The sequence below is a fragment of the Rhodohalobacter sp. 614A genome (assembly GCF_021462415.1).
Taxonomy (GTDB): Bacteria; Bacteroidota; Rhodothermia; order Balneolales; family Balneolaceae; genus Rhodohalobacter.
In genome coordinates this window covers 1938792-1962278 of record NZ_JAKEDS010000001.1, presented here as the reverse complement: position 1 = coordinate 1962278, position 23487 = coordinate 1938792, and the positions used below count along the sequence as shown (strand labels likewise).

Below are 23487 nucleotides of genomic sequence, written 5' to 3'. Positions count from 1 at the left end.
TTGGATATTTAACTTCAGGAGGGGAAATAATCACTTACAGTGAACGACTTATCTATCCAAACTTGATGAGTCAGAATGGTTTCCTACGCCGGCATTATCCGGATCAGGTTCACTGGGTTTGATCTCAGCCTGACGACGTTCGCCAAGCACCCCACTTCTTTAAAATACGAGATTTTAAAGGACAATTAAATCGAAAGAGAATTTAATTTTGAATCAATGTATTGGCTTCAAGAATCAGAGAAGCTTCGGTTAATGCCTGTTGCAGCCTTTCGAACTCTTCACATGTAAAACAGAATTGCACCTCTTCCACAACGGTATTCATAATCAACCGGTTTCTGTCATCAGGAAAAAGAATGGAATAGCGGTCAAAATTGATGGCTCCGTATGTCTTTACAAAGTCTTTGAATGATTTTACAGAAAAGGTCAAAAGCATGTTATTAAATCGAAGGCCAATATGTCCGCATGCTTTAAATTGTACAATTTGCAGAGCATCAGGTTCAGACTCTGCTAATACCTTCATATTCGAATTTTCCATTTGTTGTTGCTTTCCTCTGGATTGATTCACTTAACAAGAAAAACCCCGGTTGATTCACTCAACCAGGATTTCCCGCGTATGACACTACTCGTGTTCTCCGGATTTGAGATTTATGGTACGTCATTTAGATCGATCCAAATATACCCTCCCCGGAAAAGCAGTTCAAACTTTATTTAAAATGAATCTAAATAAGAAGAGCGGGTACGTTTATACAATCAAAAAATATTCCTTTAAAAGCATTTAAAGAGATATTCTGATATAATCCTCGTCAGCAAACTCCTGTGTAACTTGACTATTTTACATCTTCCGATGACCAAAAAAATGGTGAAACGGAGGTTTTTTGATTCGAGTTCTAATCCGCCTTTTTCTTGAATCGCAGGCGAAAAACAGTTCCGGTTCCGTCAGCACCTTCATGAAAACTAACCCTTCCCTCGAGTTGATTGGATAGGGCGTCAATCAGAGTCATGCCCAGGGATTGTTGTTTATGCATATCAAAATTTTCGGGAAGACCGAGGCCGTCATCAGAAATAACTAAATCAATGTTGGAATCTTCAGAATTCATTAAAATCCGGAGAGCTCCTTTTTGCATACCGTTGAAAGCATGTTTAAAAGAATTGACCACCACCTCATTTACAATCAAAGAACATGGAATAACCTGGTTGATATCAAGTGATATTGAATCAAGATCAAGAAATACGTCGACCTCTCTCCCGGATGTAAGGTAGGTTTGCTTGATGGTATCAACCAATTCTTTCAGATAATTATCGAACCGTATGCCGTAAAGTGATTCGTTTTGATAGAGCTTCTCATGTATCATGGCAATGGAACGAATCCGAAGCTGGCTGTCCCGAAGGGCATTTGTTGCAGATTGATCCGTGGACTGCATGATCTGAAGCTCGAGCATGGATGAAATCATCGCCAGATTATTCTTTACCCGGTGATGAATCTCTTTCAGAAGAGTCTCTTTTTCTTTTAGAGATTTCCCGATCATTTCCTGATTCTGCTTCAGATCCGTAATGTCGTGAACAACGGTTTGGATGGCAGGTTTACCTTTATAAGAAATCGGGATGGAGTGCGCTTCAATATATCTTTGTTCACCATTGAGCAGCACAATCTTATTCACGGCCGGAGCTATATGCTGATTTTGTTCAAGCAATTTTTTCCGTTTTAAAACTTTCTCTGCATCATCATTATGCACAAAGTCCATAATGGGCTTCCGGATAAGCTCACTCAGTGATCGGGCCCCGTAATATCTTGTTCCGGCCTGGTTGATATAAACGATTTTTCCATCCTGTACAATTTGAACCGGCTGCGGATTTTGCCGCAATAATTGCTGCCAGCGCTCTTCACTCTCCTTAACCTTTTGTATTGTTTTCTTCTCTTTTGTGATATCCTGGAAAACACCGAAAACACCCACTACGTTATCTCCCGAATATTTGGGGAACTTGGTAACCCGGATATTTTTTACGCCATCCTTAACCTTTACTTTGATTTCGTATTGGCCCGAACTTCCATCTAGCGTTTTCTGGAAATGTCTTTTCGTTCGTTCAAGGTCATCTTCGTGAATAAAATCCTCAAACCTTTTGCTGAGTAATTCTTTCTCACTAATCCCGCTAAATTCTACCAGCTTATTATTTACTCCTTCAAAATTGCCCTCAACGTCAAAATAGTAAACGGGGTGGGGATTATTCCTGAAAAGCGAGTTGAATTGTTGTTCTCTTTCTTCCAGCTTTTGAAAAATCTTCAGTTGCTTTGAAAGATTTTGAATGTGACAGGCAATGTAATCTGCATTTCCTTTCTCATCCCGGATAAGTATTCCGGATATAAAAACAGATACAGAATCACCTGATTTTGTCAGAAGGGAAATTTCTGATTCAAAATCACCGGATTTTTCGCTGATAATTTTACCAAAAAACTCAGACCATATTTCCTGATCCTTCGGGTGCACCCATTTGGAAAACGGTTCTGTTTTTAGTTCTTGTTCGGTGTACTCCAGAAATGTACAAAACTGAGTTGGAACCCTCTTCAATACCCCATCGAGACCCAAGTTACATTTCAGGAAAATCTCAAGATGCTCAATCTTTTGTTTACCCATAACCAGTAACTTAACTTTTTAAAGTCAAATCTTCGAATTCATACCCGTACCCATACTGAAGTAGAACTAACAATTTTAAAATCGATTTGTTCCACTTTATCAATATCTAATTGTAATCACACAATTTGCGCTCAATAATTTCTATGAAATTGATTGAAAAATCATCTCTCTGTTTACAAAATAAGCAAGAAAAATTAACAAGTAAGAAAATGATAACCGATTTTACAATGTTTACTTTTAATGAGAAAGTATAATTGAACACACAGGTTTATGAAATATAGAACATTAGGTAAAACCGGCTTTGAAATTTCTGAAATCTCCCTTGGAACGTGGCAGCTTGGAGGTAAATGGGGACAGAGTCTTGATGCCGAAACTGCTCAAAAAACGTTAGAGGAAGCCTTCGCAAATGGTGTTAATTTTATTGACACGGCTGATGTGTACAAAGACACTGAAAGTGAGATTGAGGTTGGAAAGGCGATCAAAAAAGCAGACCAACGAATTTATGTAGCCACCAAGTGCGGGCGGCAAATCAATCCTCATATCAACGAAAATTACACGCCAAAAGCTCTTCGCGGGTATGTCGAGGATTCTTTAAAACGTCTGGATGTAGATGTGCTTGATTTGGTTCAGCTTCATTGCCCGCCGACGGAGGTTTATTACCGGCCGGAAATTTTCGGAGAATTTGAGAAACTAAAAGAAGAAGGAAAAATCCTGAATCTCGGTGTAAGTATCGAAAAAATAGAAGAAGGATTGAAAGCCATTGAGTATGAAAATGTGACGACCATCCAGGTGATCTATAATATGTTCAGGCAGCGGCCACATGAAGAACTGTTTCCAAAAGCTCAAAAGAATAATGTTGGAATTATCGTTCGAGTACCTTTAGCCAGCGGACTTCTGACGGGCAAATTTTCTAAAGACACTACGTTTGATGAAAAAGACCATCGCAATTTCAACCGGGAAGGAAAATTCTTTGATGTGGGCGAGACTTTTTCAGGCATTCCTTATGAAACGGGAGTGGAAGCTGTGGAACGATTGAAAGAGGTTGTCGGTCCAAATACAAATTTGGTCCAGCTGGCTTTACGTTGGACATTGATGCGTGACGAAGTGAGCGTGGGGATTCCCGGCGCTTCATCCGATAAACATGTAAAATCCAATTGTGATGCTTCCGAAACACCTCCGATTGCAGATGAAATCATGTCCGAAATAGATAATATCTACGAAGAGATGATCAAACCGCATGTACATCAAAGGTGGTGAGTCAAGGTTCGGGTTTCAGGACTCGTCAGATCAAGCGCACTTTGAGTGTAACGAAGTAAACGAAAAGGAAGTCGAGATCTCGTCATACTATTGATAGTTTACTTCTCGACTTCATTCCGCTGTTGCTCCATTGCGCTCTATGTGACGGAGAGAAGATCTTGTTGTTGGTAAAAGTTATCCACATCATTGTTAATAACTAATCGATAGTTGTGGATACCTTTGTTAATAAGTCGTCAAAATATTTTCTCACATATTTCTTACTTTTTATTCTTTGAGTAGCGGCAGGCTCATTTCAAACGTCCCGACAAATCCATTCAATTCTCATTTTTTAAATTAAGCAGTATATGCCCAACCAAAACGGGTCTAATTCATCCGGCAGTTCGCAGTCTCTTCAACATGAAGGAGGACGGATTCCTCCCCAGGCTGTGGAAGTGGAAGAAGCTGTTTTGGGGGCCATGCTCATCGAACGGGAAGCGGCAACCATTGCGCTTCAGCTTTTGCGGACTGAAGATTTCTACAAACCGGCCAACAAGCACATTTTTGAAACCCTTTTCGAACTCTACGAACGGGACAACCCGCTTGACCTGCTTACCGTAGAAAATGAGCTTCGTGATAAAAATCTCTTGGATACGGTAGGCGGAACCGGTTATCTCGCAGATCTGACACGATCAGTTAGTTCGGCTGCAAACATCGATTATCATTCGCAGATTATTGCTGAAAAGGCAATCAAGCGAAACCTGATTTTGCATTGCAATGACATTATAAAAGCCGCTTATGATACCACCTCCGATGCCTCCGATGTATTGGACGAAGCGGAGCAGAGAATCTTTGATCTGTCCAATAATAAAACCCGCGCCAACGCTACCATTATCGGCGATATTCTGAAAGATACGCTGGGATACCTGGAAGATTTGCGCGGAAAACCGGAAGGCGTTACGGGAGTTCCTTCCGGGCTGGACGTAGATAAGTTCACTTCTGGCTGGCAAAATGGGGATTTGATCATTATTGCCGCACGTCCCTCCATGGGTAAAACGGCTTTTGTACTGACGGCCGCCCGGAATGCAGCGCTTCATCCCAATGAAGATATGCAGTCGAATGTGGCCATTTTCAGTCTTGAGATGTCGGCGCAGCAACTGGTTCAGAGATTCCTCACTATGGAAGCCCGCATCAATGCGCAGGATGCCCGAACCGGCCGCGTGAAAGACGAAGATTTTAAACGATTGATTGATGCAGCGAGCCGCCTCTTTACCGCTCGCATTTTTATTGATGATACGCCCAGCCTGAGCCTGATGGAGCTTCGCACAAAATGTCGGCGCTTAAAAAGTGAACATGACATCGGCCTGATTGTGGTGGATTACCTTCAGCTTATGACCGCGAATTCTCGCGATATCGGAAATCGTGAGCAGGAAATTGCCACCATTTCCCGGGGTTTAAAATCGTTGGCAAAAGAACTCAATGTGCCGGTAATCGCTCTTGCACAGCTCAGCCGTGCGGTAGAACAGCGCGGCGGTGATAAACGTCCGCAGTTGAGTGACCTTCGTGAGTCCGGCTCCATCGAGCAGGATGCCGACGTGGTTTGCTTCCTTTACAGGCCTGAATATTATGGAATTACCACTACGGCTGAAGGCGAATCCACGAATGGTTTGGCAGAACTGATTATCGGGAAACAACGTAACGGACCTGTTGGAACCACACGCATGTTCTTCGTGAAAGAGTATGCTCGATTTGAACGTTTATCACGAATTGACCGTGGGCCCGGTGGTGATGACTATCTTTCAGAACCCGACAACGGATCATCACTTCCTCCTCCAACCCATAATCCCGGCGGCGATGATGAAGAGGCTCCTTTTTGATTGATGGTTTGCAATTGAAGATTTTTGATTCCCAATATTCGATCCCTGATTTTCTGAAATCGCAAATCTAAGATCGGTGACCTTCAATCTGAAATCATCTGTATAAATGGTGTTTTCAGTTATGAAATCTAATAAAACGAGCAATCCATTAGAGAAAAGGTTTTTCGATTTTACAGCTGTAATTCGCCCGTTTTATTTTCTCTTTGAGCTGAGTTAGCAAGTTGCTCTTCCGGCCACATTCTTTATTTGTATGAGCCAACATTCTGAAAATCTCATCCGTGAAAAATAAAATTTATTCGGCGGTTTATTCGTACAAAATATTGAACCTGTTTGCCATAAACGAGTGTTTCAGCTATTATCTATGCAAGTAGCTTTTACCTGGCTGTTGGCAATTTTTATGAAAAAGAACAATTCAATGATGCCGGATTTCTTTTTTACCTGGGTCAGCTTCGATACCGGTACTATTTAAAAGTGAATCCTGATTTGGATCCCAGTGAGGATCCGGCTCTTTTTGCCTCTCTACAAAGCGTAATTGGTTCTAAAATCAATTATAAACTGGCGGAAGATATCGACAATCTCATCCTGATTTTAGATGCAGTTATTGATTGGGGAGAAAATGTTGAGTATCAATTTCAACCTACTGAAGAACACATGGATGCTTACAATGAAACATTAGATGGTTTGAAAAACCTTCGAACTCATTTCAATGACAATAAGGATGAAATCTCACAAAAAAGAGAGCAGAATAAAAATTAGCCGTACATTAAATCTGGCTGTTTGATCCTTCACAATCTTTCGACAAACTATTCAGACATAATTTTCCTGCTACCACGCTCTTCGTAAAAAATGAATCCAGTTGTGAGAGCAGATATTATCAACATCCTCATCCGAATATCCTCTTTCTTCGAGGATGAGTGGAATTTTCTGAAGATCGGCAATGGTATTCAGGTCTTTGGGCGTTTGCTCGGTCCCAAAAGCGCCATCCAGGTCGGACCCGATCGCAGCATGTTTTGAATTTCCCGCCAACTGACAAATATGATCGATATGATCAACCACATTCTGCAAACTGACATTTTCACCATCGGGTGTGGACGTTCCTCTCACCCATCCTTCGGTGAGCATCCATGCATCCAGAGCAGCACCGATAACGGCCCCGCGTTCAATCAATGTTTTAATCTGCTCATCCGAAAACTGCCGGTTATGATCAACAAGCTCCCTGCAGTTATTATGGCTGGCCCAGACCGGTCCGTTAAAATGATCCAGAGCTTCCCAAAAACTATCGTCACAAAGATGGGTCGCATCCAGGATGATATTCAGGCGCTCCATCTCCCGCAAAAGCTCTTTTCCCTTCTTCCCAATTCCGCCGGTAGCATCCGTGCCCTGCGCATACACACCGGGTCCGTAGTGCGCCGGACCAATGGCCCGCAATCCATCGTCATACGCTTTTTGAAGATGTTCAAAACTGATGATAGAATCGGCTCCTTCAAGACTTCGGATCAGGCCAATTGGCGTGTTTTCGGGGTCATTTTCCCAATTTTTTAAATGAGCGTCCAGCTCTTCTGCATTGGTGATGGAAGTGATGCTTCCATCCAGTTCCATTGCCTGATACCAGGCCAGTTGCCCCTGCGTTTGTGCCCACGCCTGCTCGGGAGAATTCCAACTGGCGCCAGGCATTTTATTCGCTTCTTTTGTAAACCGGGCGATTTGTGTGCCCACAACAATGCCGATATTTCCTTTTCGCAATTCACCGAAAGAGACCGTTCCCCTGCCACGATCGGGTTTATCTGTCATGCCTTTCTCCGAGCGGCGGATTTCATCAATGGGCAACCGTAAATCGCGATTCCATTCCAAGGCATTCATCGAAAGGTCAAGATGAGCATCAAAAATCAATGGTTGTTTCTTCATTTCCTTTGTCTCGTTCAATCTGAAAAATAGAGTCGGTTTCGGGATTCAATCTCCCAAAAGTCTGTCACAGAACCATCCTGTACAATTCCCGCTTTTTCATGAAGAGCCACCGTGGGGCAAATATGCCACGGAAATCCGTACAAAATGTCTCCCACATTCCATTGGTCCGTCTGACCAGTTTTCAGCGTAAGATGTTCTTCACTGTGACCGGCAATTTTACTACCAGGAATCTGAGGAAAAAATACCGGTGGATGGTTTTTCATCTCCGATGCCACCGCTTTATATCCAAGATCGATGCAAAGCAAATTATCGTCCGGCTTGCTTACAATCCGGGTGAAAAGAACGGCCGCGATGTCGAAATCCAGATCCGGAAAACTTTCGCCATAGCCCCGGTCCCACAACAGCGTTGTTCCCGGTGACAACTGCCGCTCAGAATAACCGGCATGAATCGGAAATGTGATACTGCCTCCGGTGATAAAGGTTTTGGGGCCATCGAAACCATTCAAAAACTCTTCTGCTTTGCGGAATGATTTTTTCACATCCTCTTTCCTCTCCTTCAAATCTTTGCTGCGGATGTGGCCATCATACGCATGAAATCCAAGAAGATGGAAACGCTCATTATTGACCGACTCAAGTAAGTTCTTCAAATTACTGATTTTTACGCCGGTGCGATGCATTCCAACATCCAGATCTATAAAAATATTCAGCGGCTGTTTCAGGTGTGTTTTCCATTGTTTTACCTGATCCGGATGATCGATCAGCGTAGAAAAAGTCGTTTCCGGATACTGCTCCGTCAATTGGATGAATCTCTTCTGATTTGGCCCAATCAGCGGATACGCCAGTAATACATCTGGTGCACCACATTCTCCCATCATTTGGGCTTCTGCCAATGTGGAGCATTTAAATTTGTGGATACCGACTTCCCTCTGCATCTCCACAATTTCACGGCATTTGTAGGTTTTGATATGCGGTCTCAGCCGGTCGGGCGATCCGGCGACCCCGATCATTTTTTGAATATTTTTCCGGATTCGGTCCGGGTAAAAAAGAAGGGCCGGACTCAAAATCTGGTTTTCATTTTTTATCTCAAACCAATAGTTCATCATCAATGAAGTTCAAATATGGCTTCCACTTCTACGGCAATATTTCCGGGCAAAATCATTCCAACGGCACTTCGTGCACCTTTTCCGTATTCATCACCCAGCAGTTCAGCAAAAAGTTCACTAAAACCGTTGATAACCTGCGGCTGTTCATGAAAATCCTGCGTACTGTTCACCATTCCAAGAGTTTTTACGATCCGTTTAATTTTACTCAAATCGCCGATTTGTTCTTGCATGGTAGAGAGCATGGTTAATCCCACCTGGCGCGCTGCTGCGTATCCTTCGTTGGTAGTCAGGTCTTTGCCAAGCTTTCCGGTAATCAGGCTGGCATCCTTTTGAGCCGGTCCCTGTCCCGATACATACAGCATTTTGTCAATCATTAAAACAGGATGATAAACACCTCCGGCAGGCGGAGCGGGTGGTAATTCCAGGTTCAGTTCTTTGATTCGTTCTTCAAGGTTCATAAATAATCAGACTATAAAGTTTATTAATAATACTGCTAACAGCCCCACTACAGACACGATTGTTTCCATCAGAGTCCACGAAAGCAGGGTTTCTTTGATACTTACATTAAAATATTCTTTAAACAGCCAGAAACCGCCATCATTAATATGCGAGAAAAAGATGCTTCCGGCACCGGTGGCCAAAACCAGCAGTTCAGGAGCTACAGTCGTATTTCCAATCATCGGGGCCATAATACTGGCTGCGGTTAAGGCTGCCACTGTTGCCGACCCCACACTTACCCTGATAATCGCGGCAATAAGCCACGCCAGTACAATCGGCGACATCCCCAGATTCCCCAAAGCCTGGCCCAATGCCTCGCTAATATTGGTACTCACCATCACTTCTTTGAATGCCCCCGCCCCCGCAATAATCAACAATACAACAGCTATGCTGGCGATTGCACTGGAAAGATAGCTCATCACTTCCTTCATTTTCCGTCCGGTGCGGATTCCAAGAAAATAGATCCCGGCAAGAACCGATAAAAGCATTGCCAGGGACGGATTTCCCAAAGCCGTCAGTACTCTGCTTTCCCCGATTAACGCCTGTAGCAAAGAGGCTCCTCCTATAAATACTACCGGCATTAAGGCAATGAGCAGGCAAATTCCCAAAGAGGGAACCGGGTAATCATGATTTTCCTCCACAATATATTCACGATTTAACTCCGGTTGTATCCGCATCATCGTTTTTTTAAGCGCAAACTTTGCCGTTAGAATAGCCGGTATACCAGCAAGTATTCCATAAATAAGCGTGAGTCCCAAATCTGCCCTATAGACATCTGCAATAGCTGTGGGAGCGGGATGCGGCGGAAGAAATCCATGAGTTACCGAAAGAGAAGCCAGCATGGGCAAACCCACATACAACAACGGCAATTTGGTATTATAAGCGATAGCAATGACCAGCGGAACCAGAATCACAAACCCGACGGTATAGAACATCGGGATCCCCACGATAAAACCGGTAATAATCAGGGCAATCTGAATCCGTTCTCTCCCGAATTTGCTCACCAGGCTATTTGTGATTTTATTTGCCGCCCCACTTTCGGCCACCAGTTTTCCAAGCATGGCGCCAAACCCCAGGATAATCACGAGTCCGCCAAGCGTATTACCGATTCCTCTTTCAATAGCATCAACAGTATCTGCGATGGACAATCCTCCCATCACGCCAACCAGCAGACAAACCAGCATAAATGAGATGAATGCATCCAATTTTAGCCAGGTAACCAATAGTACTAAAACCACAATCCCAATGATGGCAGGAAGAAACTCCATAAGAACTCAGTATCTTATTTTTTGATATCCAATATTTTACCGCAATGAATATATTTGATCGGAGGCTAACTTGTAAATTTTGTTTTTCAAAAGAATTGCGAATGATTCATTTTGTGGTTGATATATGAATTAAATTTAAAGGCGTTCAAGCAAAACTCTAAGCTGACGTATTCTTTTCTGAATCCCAGTGTTCTGTTTATCCCTTCCCGCATCCCATCTCTGTTTCGGCTACGAGAAAGAAGAATCAGGCTACGAGCTTCTTTTTCTGAACCGGTACCTTTTTGCTTAAATAATTTTTAACCGCAGACAAAAAGGAAAAGACGATGAATATTGTTTTAACAGGTTCGTTGGGCCGGATTGGTCAACCGCTTACACAAAAACTGCTTGAGAAAAATCATACGGTAACCGTAATCAGCAGCAGTCCGGAACGGAAAGATGAGATTGAAAAACTGGGTGCAAATCCGGCTATTGGGAACATCGAAGATCGGGATTTTCTCACAAAAACTTTTACTGGTGCTGATGTCGTTTATCTTATGGAACCACCCGTCAATTTCCGGGATGAAAACCAGGATATGAAAACGTTCTGGACTGACATTGCTGAAAATTATAAGCAGGCCGTTCAGAAATCCGGTGTGCAAAAAGTGGTTCACCTCAGCAGTATTGGTGCTCATACAGATGAAGGAAACGGAATGCTGAATGTTCATCATCATGTTGAAAACATTCTCCGGGATCTGCCGGAAAATGTATCCATAAAATTCATGCGGCCGGTGGGATTTTACTACAATATGTATGCGTTCATTCCAACGATCAAAGCGCAGAGAACCATCATCCAAAATTATGGTGGAGTTGAAAAAGAACCCTGGGTATCTCCGTTGGATATTGCTGCTGTCATTTCCGAAGAAATGGATACACCTTTTGAAGGCCGGACTATCCGATACATTGCCAGTGATGAAGCCTCACCCAATGAAGTTGCAATAACTCTGGGTGAAGCGATTGGTATACCGGATCTGACATGGACCGTTATTTCCGATGAGCAATTTGAAAATGGTTTACTCGATGTTGGATTTAGTCCCCAGGCAGCCAAAGGGCTCACTGAAATGAATGCCGGCAGACGAAATGAGTTGTATGCAGATTACAATCAAAATAAACCCGAATTGGGTAATGTGAAGCTTACAGATTTCGCAAAAGATTTTGCCGCCGTTTATCACAAATCATAAAAAATTAAGAATAGGAAAATGAAAACCGTATTAATTACAGGTGCCAACAGAAGCATTGGCTTCGAAACCGCAAAACAGATGGCTGAAGCCGGATATTTTGTATATGTGGGAAGCCGGAATAAATCCAAAGGAGACGACGCCGTAAAAAAACTGCATGAAGCAGGATTTACACAAACCGAAAGCCTGGGGATAGACGTATCAGATCCGGAGTCTGTTCAGCAGTCCGCAAAGGTTTTAGCATCAAAAATCGAGTCGCTGGATGTGCTGATTAATAACGCAGGAATCCTGGGTGATTTACCACAAATCCCCTCTGAGGTATCCATTGAAAATATTAAACATGTATTTGATACGAATGTGCATGGCGTCATCCGTACGACCCAGGCTTTTTTGCCTCTGCTGAAAAAGTCGGAAGCACCGCGAATTGTGAATGTGTCCAGCGAACTGGGATCACTGACTCTGCAAAGTGATTCTTACTGGGAGAAATATGACAGAGTGAAACAATTTGCTGTCTACAATATTTCAAAATCTGCATTGAACGCGTATACTGTAGCACTGGCCTATGAATTAAGGGGCACACCATTTAAAATCAACAGCGTAACACCCGGCCACACCGCGACCGATTTCAACAACTATAACGGATCAAAAACAGTAGAGGAAGGAGCGAGACCGATCGTCAAATTTGCCACTCTTCCGGCAGAAGGCCAAACCGGCGGATTTTTTAAAGATGAAGGCGAAGTGGCATGGTAGGAATGTTCCATCACCCATAAAATGTTTGTAAACAGACCGAATAAAACCGAAAAACATGGCTAGTGTTCACCGTATAAAAACCATCAGTGAATTTCACCGCTCCCGTGGATTGCCCGAACCTGAACACCCTCTAATCAGTGTTGTTGATTATGCCGCTATCCGACATAATGCGGATTTGATGGGCGTGGGATGGGTGTTCGATTTTTATTCCATTTCACTGAAGCGGAAGGTGAACGGCATTTTCAAATATGGTCAACAGGAATACGATTTTGATGAAGGAGTGATGTTTTTCATTGCTCCGCAACAGGTATTTAGTATTGCCGGAAATCCTGAAGATTCGCCCGAACGATCCGGGTGGATGCTGCTTATTCATCCTGATTTTGTGTGGAATACACATCTGGCCGCAAAGATGAAAGAATATGATTTTTTTGATTATTCCGTAAATGAGGCGCTTTTTCTCTCCAAAAAAGAAGAAGCCACCATGCTGGGTATTATTGAAAACATCCGGCAGGAATATCACGGCAATATTGATTCGTTTTCCCAGCAAATTATTGTCTCACAGGTGGAAACTTTGCTCAATTATGGACAACGGTTTTATCATCGACAGTTTCTCACAAGGAAGAAAAGTAATCACCAGGTGCTTGATCAATTAGAACAGATACTGGCGGATTATTTTGATAGTGATGACCTGATAACCAAAGGCCTGCCAACTGTTCAACAAATAGCGGATGAACTGCACCTTTCCCCAAATTACCTGAGCTCGCTGCTCAAGGTGTTAACCGGTCAAACCACCCAGCAGCATATCCACAACAAGCTGATCGAAAAAGCCAAAGAAAAACTCTCCACGACGGATTTGTCGATTACCGAAATTGCTTACGAATTGGGATTTGAACATTCGCAGTCTTTCAGCAAATTATTCAAAAGCAAAACCAACCTCTCTCCTTCCGGTTTCCGTCAGTCGTTTAATTAAAAAAATAGCACTGATGGCTAAAAACTGACTCCTTTGGTTAATGTATATGCAAGAATTCATCTATCATTCAGGCTTGCCTGCAACTGCTTCTTTTCACACATTTATATGATCCGTTGGCCCTCTACGCTTCAAAACTCGGGCTTCTAACTTCTACATCAAGACTAGTATGAAAAATTTAAGAACACACATGTGGCTTTGTTTTACGTTGGGAGTTTTTGCTTTAATCAGTTTACTCATGACGTATTTTGTTATGACTGAGTTAGATCCATATTCAGGAGAGATAGACCTGGCCCAAATCATCAGGATAGGAATCGTTAATATTGGTGTTTATTTGGTTTACTTATTAATCGTTATTTTCAAAGCGATCAAATATACACCTTCAAAAGCGTAGTTCTGGTTTAGGATGAACAGCCAGAAATCTTCCATTTAGAATTGGAATATTTGAAGGAAATTGATAATAATTACATCAGGCGTTGGCACGTCAAGAGGTTGTTTCATTTTGGCTTATCCTTAGAAGTTTTCATCCGACGCTTTAAAACCTGACAAACCGAGCTTTTAAACGACAACCTGATTCCAAAATCGCGGGGGATTTATGGAAATTATTAGCGCCAAATATCTGCTTGATCAGAAGAAAAAACGAGAGGAAGAACTAAAAAAGAAGGCTGCTGAGAAACAGAAAGAGCTTGAAGAACAGCAAAAAAAGCTCCATCAAGAAAAGATTTCGAAAATCAGGGAAGGACTGCGGCTCAGTTATATAGCTTACAGTCATAGCAAGGTTGCCGAGAAATACCTGGCTGATCACAATTTTACAGATTTTTTTCCACTAAACAGTTGGGTGGGTACACAAGGTTTGTGTTGCGTGCGCGATCAAAAAGCGTATATCGCATTTCGCGGAACTGATTCATGGCCCGATATTTTACGCGATGCCACCGTAGATTTGCTTTTTATCCCGTGGTATCGGCCTATCGTACATTTCGGCTTCGGGCATTCATGGCGGAGTGTACGTAAAGAGGTACAGAACTGGCTCAATGAAAATAAGGATAAATTTAGCAGCATCGCTATTTTCGGACATTCCCTCGGGGGTGCAATTGCCCATGTCGCCGCACTGGAATTAGCTCCTGAGTATGATATAACCGAAGTTGTCACCTTTGGCGCCCCGCGTTCCAGTTTTTTGTCAACTGCTGATTCATATGAGAATTTTCAACTCAAGTCCGATCCCAAAAAGACACTTGGTTCGGTTACGCTGCGTGTGGTAAACAAACTTGATTTGGTTTCTAAAGTCCCCTACTCATGGCAGGGTTTTAACCATGTAGGAAAACTTGTCTATTTAAGTGCCGATGGCCATGTATATTTTGAAGATGAAGCAAAGAATAAACAATCCGATGAGGGATTTCTTGAACCGATTTACCAGCTTTTTATGCAGGAAAATAACGCACTAAAATACGGGTCATTTTCAGATCTTGGATCATACTCATCCCTCACTTCGAAGTCTGCATTTGAAACCAAACCCGCCAAACCATCTTTTGGTGAACGCCTGTTGCATTGGTATAACCAGGCAGAAAAATATATACCCTTTATCAAATTTCCGGTTCAGGGCATTTTCATTATGATTGCGCCATTTATTTTACTTGCCGGGGTTTTGCTGTACCTCATGCGTTCAAGCTATTCGCATTTAAAGAATAACTATGCCAACTATTTCTCTGATGAAACCACAAAGTTTGAAGATGACTTAGGGAATATCACGAATGATTTAAAAATACCTGATCCACCTTTATTTGTAACAATAACCGGGTGGTTTTTTAAAGGCGCCATTGCCCTTGTCCTGATCCTGGGAATTCCATATTTGTGTTACTGGCTGTTTACAAGGTGGACATGGCCTATTTTGCTGAAATGGTTACAAGGATAAATCAGTCGACAAAAACGTTGCTTTCAGAGTTGGATAATTTGGCTGGTCCGTAAAATTCATTCCACGCCCGACTTTTACTTTACATTTCTTGCTTGGCTGTAATTTTTCAGCTACTATCTATTTTTAACCAAGGTTTGATGAACAACTTGCTTTAAAATCCATTCACCACATCCACGCTGTACAACATTGGATTCACTTCCCGTCATAGAAACCACCCGCCTCAGGTTAAGAATACCCGGAGCCAGGGATATCCCAAATATGGTGAAGTACGCACATAACCCGAAGGTGTCGCGAATGACACTGAACATGCCGTATCCATACAGCGAAAAAGACGCCATTTTCTGGATAAATATGGCGAATGAAGGATTTGAAGATCAAAATCATTTTGTGTTTGCAATCTGTCGGTTGGCGGATAATGAACTCATGGGAGGCATCGGTCTCAGAGTTAACAAACGTTTTAATAATGCGGAGCTTGGTTTTTGGATTGGCGAACCGTTCTGGAATCAGGGGTTTGTAACCGAAGCGGCCGGTGAGGTTTTGAAATTTGGATTCGAAAAAGCCGGTCTTCATAAAATTTACGCCACCCACCTGATTGAAAATCCTGCTTCGGGTAAAGTCATGATCAAAAACGGAATGGTTAAAGAGGGGGAATTGGTGGATCATATTCGAAAAGACGATCAATATCTCAGCCTGATTCAGTATCGAATCACAAAAAAGGAATATTTCGAAAGAAACTAATTTCCGATTCATCTATCTTAAGGCCCCGACTTACTTTACTACCCCTATTAGAATAAACTCCCCATGCGCGCTCATTATCTGCAACATGTTTCGTTTGAAGGGCTGGGCACTATCGAAGCCTGGCTTCTGGATCAAGGTTTTGAGATAACCGGAACACGGTTTTTTGAATCGACTATTCTGCCTGACCCAAATGACATAGATGTATTGATAATAATGGGTGGTCCAATGAGCGTAAATGAAGAGGAAAAATACCCCTGGCTTGTTGAAGAGAAGAAATTTATTCGGGAAATGATTGATACAGGAAAACCCATTCTGGGGATCTGCCTCGGAGCACAACTTATTGCCAGTGCCCTGGGATCGAAAGTGTATCCAAATTCTGAAAAAGAGATTGGTTGGTTTCCCGTCACCAGTGTATTGCCTGAAACATCATCATGTTTCACATTTCCTTATTCTCTTAGTGTATTTCACTGGCATGGTGAAACTTTTGATCTCCCAAAAGAAGCTACGCTATTGGCCGGAAGCAACGCCTGTAAAAATCAGGCATTTCAAATTGGACCTTCAGTTATTGGGCTTCAGTTTCACCTGGAAATGACACCGGATGTTGTGCAGGCACTCGTTGCGAATTGCAGGGATGAGTTAGTTCCATCAACATTTGTGCAGTCTGAGCAGGAGATTCTTTCAGCCAATGCCAATCGTTATAAAATTACCCGGGAAGTGATGAACCGTCTTCTCTCATATTTGCTAAAAAATAAATCCAGCGAAAGAATTAATATGGGAACTTAAGGAGACAGGGTCTCGTTTGCATCTAGTTAATGATGTAAAAAATATCTGATGAGCAAAGAAGTAATAGACGCAACAAGTACTGACATTTTTGGAATCGACCGCAGAGTAATTGCACTCGGGTTTGCACGCATGGCTGATGCCATGGGGAATTCATTTTTAATTGTGGTTCTGCCCCTTTACATAGCAAGCGGGAATGTAACCGGAAATTTTCTCGGTTTCTCAGAATCCCTTGTAACCGGAATTGTACTGGGATTATTCGGCCTGGTAAGTAGTTTTTGCCAGCCTTTTACCGGACGGTTTTCAGACCGCATTGGCAAGCGCCGTTCGTTTGTATTGTTCGGGTTGGTCGCTTTTATGTTTACGAACCTGTTGTATATCGTGGCACACAGTTATGCAGCCTTACTTGCCATTCGTACTCTTCAGGGAATTGCAGCCGCTTTAACAATTACCGCAAGTGTGGCGCTGGTCAGTGAAGTGAGTCGCCGGGAAAGCCGGGGCAGCAATATGGGAGTTTATAATTCATTTCGTCTGCTTGGTTTTGGTGCAGGTCCGCTGGCCAGCGGAATTATCCTGGAAACCGGTCCTTACACATTACCTTTTATTGGGGAAATCAGCGGATTTGTCGCCACATTTATGATCGCCGGATTTGCCGCACTCGTCAGCGCAATACTTGTCGCTTTTCTCGTAGAGGATCCTGAAGAGACACGCCCAAGCAGCGGTGGAGTAGAAATTCGCTTTACAAGTGACGAGCCGGGAAAAACACTTGATCCCATATTCGCTCTCGGACTGGCTACATTTATTATGAGTACAGGATTTGCATTATTAGCCGCCATCGAACCGCAGGTCAATCAACGCCTTTCGCAGGGCGCCTTTATGTTTTCGCTGGAATTCAGTGCACTTATCGGAATGATGGCTATTGTACAACCGCTTGTCGGAAAGTTGAGCGACGTTTACGGGAGAAAAATATTTATTGTCACCGGCTTGATATTTCTCGCTCCCATAACTCTTGCCGAAGGATTTGTTACCACTCCCTTACAGATGATTATTGCCCGCGCCCTTCAGGGAATTTGCGCAGCATCCGTGTTTGCACCGGCGCTCGCACTTGCAGGCGATCTCGCTAAAAAAGGACAGGTCAGTACCCAGCTTTCCATATTAACTGTATCGTTCGGTATCGGAGTTTCATCAGGGGCATTTCTTTCCGGATATTCCATCCGCTTCGGATTTTTAACACCTTTTGCCGTTGGAGCGATATTAGCTGTTTTTGGAGCTATTCTTGTTTATTCCCAGGTACCTCATGCACAAACAAGTCAATAAACACGTCTGTTAACAGGTTGATTCTTTCCTTCCGCTAAACTTGTAAGAATTGATAGAACCAACCATCATTATGCAGGAGATTTTGGACGTCATTGGCTCCGAATAATTACAATTTTTAAGGTACATAATAGATGATTTATTCATAGTTTTGTGACGGACGTTAAAACCGTAAAACCCCTATTTGTCTGCTATGATCTACACGATTCTTTTGATTCTTCATTCTTTGCTCAGATGGTTTGTTCTCATCAGCCTGATTTATACCATGTACCGAATGTATAAAGGATGGTTTTCCGGCGACGTGTTTACCACCCGAGATGACAAACTTCGAAATATTACGGTAATCATCGCCCATACACAGTTGCTTGTAGGGATTGGTTTATATGCTCTAAGTCCCATCATTCACAACCTTTTCCAGAATTTTGGTGATGCCGTTAAGCAGAGTGCCGTACGGTTTTACGGAATGGAACACAGCATTTTGATGATCATAGCCATTGTTCTGATCACCATCGGTTCAGCAAAAGCCAAACGGCTTGCAGACGATACGAAGAAATTCAAAACCATCGCCATTTGGTTTACCATTGGTTTGCTGATTATTCTTGTGTCTATCCCGTGGCCGTTTTCTCCCATTGATGCCCGTCCCTGGGTCCGGATTTTTTAAATAATCTCCATACTTTTTTGATCTATGGATGAGCCAACGATATTAACCATCAGCGAAAGAAAGCTGGTCGGCATGAAGATCCGAACGTCACTTGCCGAGAACAGAACTTTCGAGTTGTGGAATAAATTTCATCTAAGGCTAAAAGAGATCTCAAATCTTAAGAACAGTGATCTCTATTCCATCCAGGTGTTTGATGAAGATTTGGAATTCAGCCGGTTCACCCCGCAAACGGCCTTTGAAAAATGGGCGGCTGCAGAAGTCGAATCCTATGATGAAATTCCTGAGGGATTAGAGACTTATACAATCCCTGCCGGCAAATATGCAATTTTCATCCATAGAGGTTTGCCGAGCGAGTTTCCGGAAACCTCCCGATATATTTTTGGCGAATGGCTTCCGAACTCCGGGTTTGAACTTGACAACCGCCCCCATTTCGAAATCATGAATGAAAACTACAGGCCAGACGATCCTCTTGCTGAGGAAGAAGTCTGGGTACCTGTACTTTTAAAAAACTGAGTCTGATTTGAAAATTTACCTGTCCTTTCTTCTTGTTCTTATCTGTTCAGTTGCACAAGCTCAAACCAAAAAAATGGCCATCACCGTAGATGACCTACCCGTCGTAACGTACGGTATTGACGATCCCGAATTTGCAAAAGATCTCACCCAAAACCTGATCAATACGTTTGACGAATATGAAATTCCGGCTATCGGGTATGTGAATGAAGTGAAGCTGTATAACGATGGAGAACTCAATTCAAACCAGGTTCATCTTCTTGAAATGTGGCTGAGAAACGGATACGAACTTGGCAATCACACCTACTCTCATCCAAATTTCCATCAGGTGCCGTTTGAGGATTTCACTGAAAATATTTTGAAAGGTGAAAAAGTAACCAGGAAACTGGCAGAGAAATATAATTCCGAGTACCAATTTTTTAGACATCCATATTTAAGAATGGGACTTCGACAATCTCACGCAGACTCTCTGAGAAATTTTCTGAATCAAAACGGGTATACCGAAGCTCCTGTTACCATCGACAATGAAGATTATGTTTTTGCTTTGGCTTATCACAGAGCTTATGAACGCAGCGATTCCGAATCGATGGAAAAAATAGGTTCTGCCTATGTGGATTACATGGAACAAAAACTGCTTTTCTACGAGAGATTATCCCATGAACTTTTCGACCGTTTGATTGCCCAAACTCTCCTCACGCATGCCAGCCTTCTGAATGCCCGCTACATGGATGATCTCGCAGAGATGTACCAAAAACACGGGTATGAATTTGTCTCCCAGAGTGAGGTTTTGAAAGATGAAGCGTATCAACATCCTGTAACTGTCTATGGAGATTGGGGAATTTCATGGATAGACCGATGGGCACTGAGCCAGGGAAAACGGGGCGATTTTTTCAAGGGAGATCCTGTAACGCCAGACTTCGTTCGGGAAGCAGCTCAATAGAGGTTAAAAAGAAGCCACACTCTTTGTCTCCTTCAGTTCATCAAAAAGAGAATCATAACGATCAATCATCTGACTCCAATCCAAGTGTTTATTCACATTTTGAAGGGATGATTTGGGCAGAGGTTTGGTTTCTCCTGTGAGCAGTTTTTTAAGATTGTGAAAGAGGTCATCCTCCGTATCATACAACACAGGAGCATGTAACAAAGGGTTGTGCAAACTCTCAGGAATCAGTTCGGGATAATGCAACCGGTTGGGTACCAAGGGATGACACCCACAATAAATAGCTTCCATAATGGCCACACAGAAAAATTCGTACGTAGCTGTGGATACAACAATATCGCCGGCATGAAGAAGCCTGCTGTAATTTTCAACATTTTCGACGTAACCAAAATGCGTAATCTGATCGCCAAACCGTTTCCAGGCACGCTCAAACTCTTCCGGTTTGCGATGTTTGGTATCTCCTGCAAGAATCAGGTCGAACTCCAGGTCAATATCATTCAGGCGGTTCAGCACTTTAAAAAACATGGCCGGGTTGCGGTCGAACTGCCAGCGCTGGTTCCAAACAATAACCGGGCGTTTATTTTTGTGGCGGATATCCGGTTGTTCATCAAAAACCTTCAGGTCTAATCCGGGATACATTACCAGGCTCTTCTGCCTGATTTGATCCACAGTTTTATAGTGCTTGTCATCCGGAAAATTTTCCAGGAATGCAGGCAGAGCTTCAAGCAAATCGTTCAGATGAAACCTTGTCGAAAATAAAAGCTTATCTGCCGACAACATGCTCAAATAGTTGATATAGCAATAGGTGATGTCACGTTCCTCTCCTTCCGGCATGGGCTGGGTGAGCTGATTTTCATGCATCATCATAATTTTTGGAGTGTGGGCAAATCGCGGATTGGTCAGCGCCAAAAAGGCTGGAAGGTTGGCCATACTGCTCACCAAAAGCAGGTCAATTTCCTCATTCACTTCGGCCGACATCTCTGCGAGTTTTACCGAATCACCATGCATTCGCCATTTCCAACGCCGGTAGTCGAGCTTAATCGGGATAATATTATGCCGTGAATGTTCCTGTAGACCTTTCAGAAAGGCACGGTGAGATCCATTATAAAAAGGTTCTACTGCAAGTATATTCACGAACAATCTCCGATAGCTATAGATGTTGATTTAAAGTTACCCGAAATAAATGAGTAGAAGACTCAGAAGCAACTATATTCTGTTAAGATAATGCAAATATGTATCACTCATTGCGAATGAAATGAAGGAATCTTCTAATGAAATGATGATGGGAGATTGCCGCGCTTCGCTCGCAATGACGAAAAGCTTGTTTCCTAATACCTGTCCCTGGAATTTGCTACCTGAAACGCCGCTTCATTTCGTCTAGCGACATGGTAACGAGCGTGGGTTTTTCAAGCGGATCCATGTAGGGTTCATCACAGGCAAAAAGCTGGTCGATGAGCATCTCCATTTCCTGGCCTGTAAGTTTTTTCCCTTTTGGGATGGCTGTTCTGGAAGCAAATGCAATGGCCACTTTCCGGCGGGCATCGAGGGATGGCTTTTTGCTGAGTTCACGATATTGCTGCAACATCTCGCGCAACACTGCTTTTTCATCACCAATTTCGATGTCAGCGGGAACGCCGTTTATGATTGCAGTATTTCCACTCAAAAGCTGGATACTAAATCCCATTCGCTGGATGATTGGCAACAATTCTTTCAGAAGAGAAAACTCCGACGCCGAAAGCTCAACGGTTTGTGCAAACAGAAGCTGTTGAGTTCCGGGAAGTGATTCTTCCGTGGCGCTCATCGCTTTCTCAAAAATGATACGTTTATGAGCCGCATGCTGATCAATCACACACAAACCGGTTCGGGTTTGCGTAAGGATATACCGGTTGTGCAACTGCCAGAAACCTTTTTCTGTAGATTGATTCTGTTTTTTGGATGACTGCTGCTGACCGGATGCGGTTTCCTCCCGTTCGGTATCCGTATCGCCATAGAGGCGTTTCGCTGATTCATCTCCGTCAATCTTTGCATTCCCGAAATTGATTCGCGAGGGCAGGTGAATGGGATCTCGTTTAGCCGACGATCTATCAGACCGGCTAGGTCCACCGGTAAATTGATCCAGCGAGAGATCAAAATCATTTTCAACCCGTTTGGACGTTTCCACATCGGGAACGGCAAAATATTCATTAATGGCTTTTTTGATAACGGATCTCGCAAGCTGAATAATGCTTCGTTCGTCATCAAATTTCACTTCCAGTTTTGCGGGATGAACATTTACATCTACCTGGGTCGGGTCAATCTCAAAATAGATCGTATAAAAAGGATATTCGTTTTGGCGTGTCCATGTATCAAAAAGGCTGAGAACTACATACGTCAGGTATCGATGCTGAAATGGACGCCCGTTTACAAACAGGAATTGTTCACCACGGCTTTTCTTCGCCAGTTTAGGATCAGCCAGTATACCATGAATTTTCACATAGCTGGTTTCCTCTTCAAATGGAATTAAACTCGCCCTGTATTGTTTGCCGAATAGTGCCGGAATTCGCTCTTTCAAACCCTGTATTGGGAGGTGATACATTCGGTCGCCGTCGGCATGCATTTCAAATTCAATACCGGCATTGGCAAGAGCACTGTTTTGGAATGCCTGGATGATATGTTTCAGTTCGGTCGCATCCGTTTTTAAAAACTGTCGGCGTGCGGGTACATTATAGAATAAATTCCGAACGGCTACGGATGTGCCATCGTCCACTCCCACCGGTTCAAATCGCTTTTCCTCTCCTCCCCAAATTTCAAGAAGGGTTCCGGCATCGTCTTCAACCCGCTTGGTTTTCATCTCAATTTGTGAGACAGACGCAATAGACGCCATCGCTTCCCCGCGAAAACCCATCGTTCGTACACGGAACAGATCATCAATCGATTCAATTTTGGATGTGGCATGCCGCTCAAAGCACAGTTTGGCATCTGTCTCAGACATTCCACAGCCGTTATCAATAACCTGTATCAACGTACGGCCGGCTTGTTGTACAATCAGTTTGATATGATCGGCGCCGGAATCGATCGCATTATCGAGAAGCTCTTTAGCCACAGAGGCTGGGCGTTGAATAACTTCGCCGGCGGCAATTTTGTTGGAAAGTTCGGGGGGCATGGTACGTATGACCGATTGCCCGATTTCTCCTTGTTGATTCAAAAAACT

The 23487-nt window shown here is 43.1% G+C and carries 22 protein-coding genes and 1 riboswitch; of the genes, 14 read left to right on the top strand and 8 right to left on the bottom strand.

The annotated features are described in order from the left end of the window. Positions 1–62 precede the first annotated feature (62 nt). A riboswitch (TPP riboswitch) is annotated at positions 63–164 on the bottom strand. Between the two features lie 38 nt (positions 165–202). Next, positions 203–520, bottom strand: a complete 318-nt coding sequence (locus tag L0B18_RS08010) for a hypothetical protein (RefSeq protein ID WP_234571101.1) — start codon at positions 518–520, stop codon at positions 203–205. A 367-nt stretch (positions 521–887) separates the two neighbouring features. Beyond that, entirely contained in the window at positions 888–2630 is a 1743-nt protein-coding gene (locus L0B18_RS08005) for a PAS domain S-box protein (RefSeq protein ID WP_234571098.1), read from the bottom strand. A 270-nt stretch (positions 2631–2900) separates the two neighbouring features. Between L0B18_RS08005 and L0B18_RS08000 the strand changes: the two genes are divergently transcribed. The 3 genes from L0B18_RS08000 to L0B18_RS07990 all read left to right on the top strand — a co-directional run bounded on the left by L0B18_RS08000 (position 2901) and on the right by L0B18_RS07990 (position 6496). After that, on the top strand, positions 2901–3887 hold the full coding sequence (locus tag L0B18_RS08000) for an aldo/keto reductase (protein ID WP_234571096.1): 987 nt from the start codon (positions 2901–2903) through the stop codon (positions 3885–3887). A gap of 344 nt (positions 3888–4231) precedes the next feature. Next, on the top strand, positions 4232–5740 hold the full coding sequence (gene dnaB / locus L0B18_RS07995) for a replicative DNA helicase (RefSeq protein WP_234571094.1): 1509 nt from the start codon (positions 4232–4234) through the stop codon (positions 5738–5740). Positions 5741–6223: 483 nt separating this feature from the next. Further along, entirely contained in the window at positions 6224–6496 is a 273-nt protein-coding gene (locus L0B18_RS07990) for a hypothetical protein (RefSeq protein ID WP_234571092.1), read from the top strand. A 69-nt stretch (positions 6497–6565) separates the two neighbouring features. On the opposite strand, the gene L0B18_RS07985 is transcribed toward L0B18_RS07990, so the two are convergent. From L0B18_RS07985 to L0B18_RS07970, 4 genes are read right to left on the bottom strand one after another with little or no spacing between them, the layout of a single operon-like run. Then, positions 6566–7645 carry a dipeptidase gene (locus tag L0B18_RS07985; protein ID WP_234571090.1) on the bottom strand — a complete coding sequence of 360 codons (1080 nt, stop codon included), beginning with the start codon at positions 7643–7645 and terminating at the stop codon, positions 6566–6568. A 14-nt stretch (positions 7646–7659) separates the two neighbouring features. Next, positions 7660–8748, bottom strand: a complete 1089-nt coding sequence (locus L0B18_RS07980; protein WP_234571089.1) for a D-TA family PLP-dependent enzyme — start codon at positions 8746–8748, stop codon at positions 7660–7662. After that, a complete protein-coding gene (locus L0B18_RS07975) occupies positions 8748–9206 on the bottom strand; it encodes a RidA family protein (RefSeq protein ID WP_234571087.1) in 459 nt (152 codons plus the stop codon). Before L0B18_RS07975 ends, L0B18_RS07980 begins: the two co-directional genes overlap by 1 nt. Positions 9207–9212: 6 nt before the next feature. Beyond that, a complete protein-coding gene (locus L0B18_RS07970; RefSeq protein WP_234571085.1) occupies positions 9213–10514 on the bottom strand; it encodes a gluconate:H+ symporter in 1302 nt (433 codons plus the stop codon). A 323-nt stretch (positions 10515–10837) separates the two neighbouring features. Here L0B18_RS07970 and L0B18_RS07965 point away from each other — a divergent pair, with 323 nt between their 5' ends. From L0B18_RS07965 to L0B18_RS07915, 11 genes are all read left to right on the top strand, one after another. Then, the gene (locus L0B18_RS07965; RefSeq protein ID WP_234571083.1) at positions 10838–11731 is read left to right on the top strand and encodes an NAD(P)H-binding protein; all 894 of its coding nucleotides are present in this window, start codon (positions 10838–10840) and stop codon (positions 11729–11731) included. Between the two features lie 18 nt (positions 11732–11749). Next, positions 11750–12478 (top strand): SDR family oxidoreductase, encoded by a 729-nt coding sequence (locus tag L0B18_RS07960; protein WP_234571082.1) that lies wholly within the window; start codon positions 11750–11752, stop codon positions 12476–12478. A gap of 55 nt (positions 12479–12533) precedes the next feature. Beyond that, a complete protein-coding gene (locus L0B18_RS07955) occupies positions 12534–13448 on the top strand; it encodes a helix-turn-helix domain-containing protein (RefSeq protein ID WP_234571080.1) in 915 nt (304 codons plus the stop codon). A 235-nt stretch (positions 13449–13683) separates the two neighbouring features. Further along, positions 13684–13839 (top strand): hypothetical protein, encoded by a 156-nt coding sequence (locus L0B18_RS07950; RefSeq protein WP_234571078.1) that lies wholly within the window; start codon positions 13684–13686, stop codon positions 13837–13839. A 201-nt stretch (positions 13840–14040) separates the two neighbouring features. After that, positions 14041–15354, top strand: coding sequence for a lipase family protein (locus L0B18_RS07945; protein ID WP_234571076.1), 1314 nt, complete (start codon positions 14041–14043; stop codon positions 15352–15354). 186 nt (positions 15355–15540) lie between these two features. Continuing rightward, positions 15541–16092, top strand: a complete 552-nt coding sequence (locus L0B18_RS07940; RefSeq protein ID WP_234571074.1) for a GNAT family N-acetyltransferase — start codon at positions 15541–15543, stop codon at positions 16090–16092. Positions 16093–16155: 63 nt separating this feature from the next. Continuing rightward, positions 16156–16875 (top strand): type 1 glutamine amidotransferase, encoded by a 720-nt coding sequence (locus tag L0B18_RS07935; RefSeq protein ID WP_234571072.1) that lies wholly within the window; start codon positions 16156–16158, stop codon positions 16873–16875. A gap of 48 nt (positions 16876–16923) precedes the next feature. Beyond that, the gene (locus tag L0B18_RS07930; protein WP_234571070.1) at positions 16924–18189 is read left to right on the top strand and encodes an MFS transporter; all 1266 of its coding nucleotides are present in this window, start codon (positions 16924–16926) and stop codon (positions 18187–18189) included. Between the two features lie 190 nt (positions 18190–18379). Beyond that, complete coding sequence (locus L0B18_RS07925) at positions 18380–18847, top strand: cytochrome B (protein ID WP_234571069.1); 468 nt, start codon at positions 18380–18382, stop codon at positions 18845–18847. 24 nt (positions 18848–18871) lie between these two features. Then, positions 18872–19360 (top strand): GyrI-like domain-containing protein, encoded by a 489-nt coding sequence (locus L0B18_RS07920; protein ID WP_234571066.1) that lies wholly within the window; start codon positions 18872–18874, stop codon positions 19358–19360. Positions 19361–19367: 7 nt separating this feature from the next. Then, positions 19368–20297 carry a polysaccharide deacetylase family protein gene (locus L0B18_RS07915; protein ID WP_234571065.1) on the top strand — a complete coding sequence of 310 codons (930 nt, stop codon included), beginning with the start codon at positions 19368–19370 and terminating at the stop codon, positions 20295–20297. A 3-nt stretch (positions 20298–20300) separates the two neighbouring features. Here the strand turns inward: L0B18_RS07915 and L0B18_RS07910 are convergent, their stop codons facing one another. Together L0B18_RS07910 and mutL are read right to left on the bottom strand one after the other, a co-directional pair. Beyond that, a complete protein-coding gene (locus tag L0B18_RS07910; RefSeq protein ID WP_234571063.1) occupies positions 20301–21431 on the bottom strand; it encodes a tRNA-queuosine alpha-mannosyltransferase domain-containing protein in 1131 nt (376 codons plus the stop codon). 217 nt (positions 21432–21648) lie between these two features. Next, complete coding sequence (gene mutL / locus L0B18_RS07905; protein ID WP_234571061.1) at positions 21649–23481, bottom strand: DNA mismatch repair endonuclease MutL; 1833 nt, start codon at positions 23479–23481, stop codon at positions 21649–21651. Between the last annotated feature and the right edge of the window lie 6 nt (positions 23482–23487).